At 70.0% G+C, this 4,457-nt stretch carries 4 protein-coding genes and 1 pseudogene; 2 read left to right on the forward strand and 3 right to left on the reverse strand.

Going from position 1 to position 4,457, the window contains the following annotated elements:
• Positions 1 to 166: 166 nt before the first annotated feature.
• Positions 167 to 1,417, reverse strand: coding sequence for a glycoside hydrolase family 64 protein (locus GKQ77_RS28275; RefSeq protein WP_219691766.1), 1,251 nt, complete (start codon positions 1,415 to 1,417; stop codon positions 167 to 169).
• 189 nt (positions 1,418 to 1,606) lie between these two features.
• Here GKQ77_RS28275 and GKQ77_RS28280 point away from each other — a divergent pair, with 189 nt between their 5' ends.
• Both GKQ77_RS28280 and GKQ77_RS28285 read left to right on the forward strand, forming a co-directional pair.
• The gene (locus GKQ77_RS28280; RefSeq protein ID WP_219691767.1) at positions 1,607 to 2,404 is read left to right on the forward strand and encodes a VOC family protein; all 798 of its coding nucleotides are present in this window, start codon (positions 1,607 to 1,609) and stop codon (positions 2,402 to 2,404) included.
• 222 nt (positions 2,405 to 2,626) lie between these two features.
• Positions 2,627 to 2,881: a WhiB family transcriptional regulator gene (locus GKQ77_RS28285; protein WP_219691768.1), complete on the forward strand. Its 255-nt coding sequence runs from the start codon at positions 2,627 to 2,629 to the stop codon at positions 2,879 to 2,881.
• Between the two features lie 96 nt (positions 2,882 to 2,977).
• Here GKQ77_RS28285 and GKQ77_RS28290 read toward each other — a convergent pair whose 3' ends face one another.
• Positions 2,978 to 3,952, reverse strand: coding sequence for an acyl-ACP desaturase (locus GKQ77_RS28290; protein ID WP_125516339.1), 975 nt, complete (start codon positions 3,950 to 3,952; stop codon positions 2,978 to 2,980).
• A 160-nt stretch (positions 3,953 to 4,112) separates the two neighbouring features.
• Positions 4,113 to 4,457 (reverse strand): annotated as a pseudogene (locus GKQ77_RS28295) (N(G),N(G)-dimethylarginine dimethylaminohydrolase); the annotation flags it as partial.

Here is a 4,457-nt window from a genome sequence, read left to right on the forward strand (position 1 = left end):
GTCCTGGGGTCCGGCCCGGCGAGCGTCGTGCTGCCCACGGCCCTGGTGCGCAGGGGCTCGGCATAGGCGTGACGGGTGCGGGATCGCGCCCAGCCGGGCCCGGGATCACGCCCGACGCCCGACGTGAGCGGAGAACGCGCCCACGTCGGCCAGGCGCCCATGCCTGCTACGCGCCCACGCTCACCGTGAAGCGCCGCGGATTGCCGTCGTGGGCGGCGCCCGACACGTCCGGCTGCCCGTCGGGGCGCACATCGTCGTACGGGAACGCGTACCCGATGGGGGAGTTGGCGTGCACCACCCGTGACCAGTGGTTGGTGACCGCGCCCCGGTAGTAGTCGGCCGCGGTCGCGCCATTGGGCTGCGAGGGGTGCGTGAGCATGAGGCTGCGGTTGAACCCGGCCGCGAGCCGCGCGAGGAGGCCCTTCTTGTCGTCCGGGTCGCCGGGGTTGTTGGCGAACGGGCCGTGGTTGCAGGTGAAGATGTCCTTCGATGTCGGCTTGGTGAAGGAGTGGCCGCCGTTGAACGTCAGTACGTCACCGCTGACGCGCCCGGTGAAGACCCCGCGGCCGCCCTGGAGATCGATCCTGAGGTCGGTGGTGCGGTACTTGGCCCACACCTGGTCGACATAGCTCTTCCACACGTCGCGGAACGGCATCTGCTCGGGCCTGTCGAAGTAGGGCGCCATGAGGTTCTGCGGCGAGATCACGCGCAGTACGCCTCCGCCGGCGCCCCGGATGACCAGGCGGTCCCAGGGCTGCCCGTCCCTGGCGGCCTGCGCCGTGAGGTCCGCGGCGATCCTGCCGACGGCCCCGTCCGGGAGCGGGGCGACGGTGTGCGTGGCGTCGCCCTCCAGGGTCAGCCCGATGGGCAGTGCCGTGACGAGGTCGACGTAGCTGATGTTGGCGTAGAGCTGCTGGGGGTTGAAGGTGAACTCGCAGAACGACCAGGTGCGGCCGTAATTGGGATCCGCGGGGGTCGCGAAGGCGGGCTCGACGAGCGCGGGGCCGGGGTTGAGGAAGAAGTCCAGCTTGTCGTCGCGTACGAAGTAGACGCGGGCGCCGAACATCTGAGGAAGCGTCAGCACTCTGGGCGCCGAACCGGCAGCGCCGAGCGGGATGGCGCAGTCGACGGGCAGCGGGGTCTGCGGCGCCGAGGGCGATTCGGGGCGGTAGACCCCGCCGTCGGCCCGGAGCAGCAGCCAGCGGCCGGTGCCCTGCTCGTGGCCGGTGACGTAGGCGCGCACCTGGCCCGGGAGTGACTTGTTCCGCAGGGCCAGCTCGCAGGTGGCGGGCGCGGCGTGAGTGCCCACTCGGGCATTCGCCCGGGCGTTCGGGCTGAGAGCGCTCCCCCAGAGGGGGTAGGTGAGGGCGCCCGCGGCGCCGGTGGCGGTGGTCAGGAACGTTCGACGCGATATCACGGAAGGTCTCCTGAGGGGATGTGGGGGGGGTGGTGCCCCACTGTCTCGGGCAGTGATTGAGGCGTCAAGAGATGTGACTGAGAGCGCTCTCAGAAATGTCACTCCTTCAGGAAATGACAACAGGCGGATTGTCAGTGGCGGGTGCCAGACTCAAAGGGACGGCAGAGAGATGCGACAAAGGAGTCGATCATGCTCAGTACCCGTTTCGTCCCGGGCGCTCCGGTCTGGGTGGACATGTGCGCCCCCGACCTCGACAGCGTCAGCGCCTTCTATCGCGAGCTGTTCGGCTGGGAGCTGCAGCAGGGCGGCCCGGACCTCGGGGGCTACAGCCAGTTCCAGATCTCCGGCAGGACCGCGGCGGGCGCGATGGCCATGCCGGCCGACGAGGCCCCGCCTGCCTGGACGCTGTACTTCCGCGCGGCGGAGGTCGACGCCACGGTGAAGTCGGTCGAGCAGGCGGGCGGCGGCACGCTCTATGAACCGGTGGACGTCCGCGACCTGGGCCGCATGGCGGGCCTCACCGACTCGGCGGGCGTGCCGTTCTCGGTGTGGCAGCAGGGAGAGCTGAAGGGACTCGATGTCCTGAACGAACCGGGCGGCCTGGTCTGGACCGAGCTGTACACCCCGGATGTCTCCGCGGCCACCTCGTTCTACGGCTCGGTGTTCGGCTGGCAGACCACCGACATGACCTTCCCCGGCGGTTCGTACACGATGGTGAGCCCCGCCGAGGGCACCGAGGAGGACATGTTCGGCGGCATCGCGCCCCTGGACAGCGACCCCTCGGAGCAGGGGGCCTATTGGCTGCCGTACTTCCAGGTGGACGACTGCGACGACACGGTAGCCAAGGCCCAGCGCTCCGGCGGCGTGGTGCGGATGGAGACGGTGGAGATGGCGGGCGTGGGCCGCTTCGCCAAGCTCGCGGACCCGGCGGGCGCGCGGTTCGCCGTGCTCCAGCCGGCGCCTCCCGGAGAGGAGATGGAGTCGTAGCGGTCGAGCGGGCGGTTTGGGGACGGCCGCCGAGGGGCAGCGCTCAGCGGGGTGCCGCGCCGGGCAGCGGCGGGGCGCCGGGCCGCACGGGGTGCGCCGGGCCGCACGGGGTGCGCCGGAGGGTGCCGGCGGCGCGAGCGGCACGGCGCGGAAAACGCCGCACGGGTGGTCGTTGATCGTTCGTTGATCGGTTGTTTCGCGCGGCGGGGCAGTATCGGTGCCATGCAGATCGACATCACGGCCCAGCCCGAACTCGCCTGGCAGGAGCAGGCGCTGTGCGCGCAGACCGGAGCGGACTTCTTCTTCCCCGAGCCCGGGAGTTCGGTGCGCGAGGCGAAGGACATCTGCCGGATGTGCGCGATGCGCCCGGCCTGTCTGGAGTACGCACTCGCCAACGACGAGCGGTTCGGCGTCTGGGGCGGCCTCTCCGAGAAAGAGCGGTACGCCCTCAGACGCGTGCCGAACGCTTCACGGTGACGTACGCGCTCAGGCGTACGTCACCGTGAACCACCGAGCCCCCACCGGGGCCTGACCGCACAGGCCGGGGCCCGACCGCCTGGAAGGACGCGGCGGTCAGGCGCCCCGCGCCGCCATCCGCGCCTTGCGGGCCGCGAGCTTCTCGTCGAACTTGGACGCCTCCGCGTCGAGCCCGCTCATGTAGAAGCCCAGCTCCTCCTGGGCCTTGAGCCCGTCGGGGCCGAGGCCGTCGATCTCCAGGACCTTCAGGTGGCGCAGCACGGGCTGGAGCACGTCGTCGTGGTGGATGCGCATGTTGTAGACCTCGCCGATGGCCATCTGGGCGGCGGCCCGCTCGAAGCCGGGCATGCCGTGACCGGGCATCCGGAAGTTGACCACGACGTCCCGCACGGCACCCATCGTGAGGTCGGGCGCCAGCTCGAAGGCGGCCTTGAGGAGGTTGCGGTAGAAGACCATGTGGAGGTTCTCGTCCGTGGCGATGCGCGCCAGCATGCGGTCGCAGACCGGGTCGCCGGACTGGTGTCCGGTGTTGCGGTGCGAGATGCGGGTCGCCAGCTCCTGGAAGGCCACGTACGCGACCGAGTGCAGCATCGAGTGGCGGTTGTCCGACTCGAAGCCCTCGCTCATGTGGACCATCCGGAACTGCTCCAGCTGGTCGGGGTCGACGGCCCGCGAGGCGAGGAGGTAGTCGCGCATCACGATGCCGTGCCGGCCCTCCTCGGCCGTCCAGCGGTGGACCCAGGTGCCCCACGCGCCGTCGCGGCCGAAGAGGGAGGCGATCTCGTGGTGGTAGCTGGGGAGGTTGTCCTCGGTGAGCAGGTTGACGACCAGGGCGATGCGCCCGATGTCGGTGACCGGGGACTGGCCCTTCTCCCACGCCTCGCCGTCCTCGAAGAACCCGGGGAAGTTGCGGGCGTCCGAGAACGGGACGTACTCGTGGGGCATCCAGTCCTTGGCCACCTTCAGGTGGCGGTTCAGTTCCTGCTCGACCACTTCCTCCAACGCGTAGAGCAGCCGGGCATCGGTCCAGCTGTCCGAGCTGCTGCCGAGGTGGGGAGAGGTGATCGTCACGTGGGCTCCATACGGGGACGGGGGGTGCTTACGGGCAGGCAGTGCGAGCGGTGCACTACCTACGGTCTCGTAGGTTACGTTGCCGTAGGTTAAACCCTCCGTAAAGAGGCTGTGGGACGGGCCCCACCCGGGTCCCCGCCAACAAAGGCTTCATTACTGGTCAGGCGTACAGTTCACGGAGCCGGACTGAGAGGCACGTCACACAGCCTTCCAGCTTCTCGAACTCGCCGATGTCCACCAGAACGGGGTCGAAGCCGAGCCCGGCGAGGAGTTCCGCGCTCTTCGGGGCGCTCGCCGCCATCAGCAGCTTCGCGCCGCCGAGCAGCACCACGTGCGCGCCGGACTCCTCGGGGACGGCCAGGAAGCGCGGGAAGAGGGAGGCGCTGTCGACCAGCGGCTCGTACCCGATCACCGTCCCATCGGGCAGCGCCGTCACCGCGGACTTCAGATGCAGCACCTTGGTGACGGGGACGGCGACCACCCGCGCGCCGAGCGGTTCGAAGAC

Source organism: Streptomyces anatolicus (genome assembly GCF_019400875.1).
Lineage (GTDB): Bacteria > Actinomycetota > Actinomycetes > Streptomycetales > Streptomycetaceae > Streptomyces > Streptomyces anatolicus.

Coding starts and splice junctions, on each gene's coding strand:
- GKQ77_RS28285 (WP_219691768.1), top strand. CDS start 2,627: ATGCAGATCGACATCACGGCCCAGCCCGAACTCGCCTGGCAGGAGCAG.
- GKQ77_RS28280 (WP_219691767.1), top strand. CDS start 1,607: ATGCTCAGTACCCGTTTCGTCCCGGGCGCTCCGGTCTGGGTGGACATG.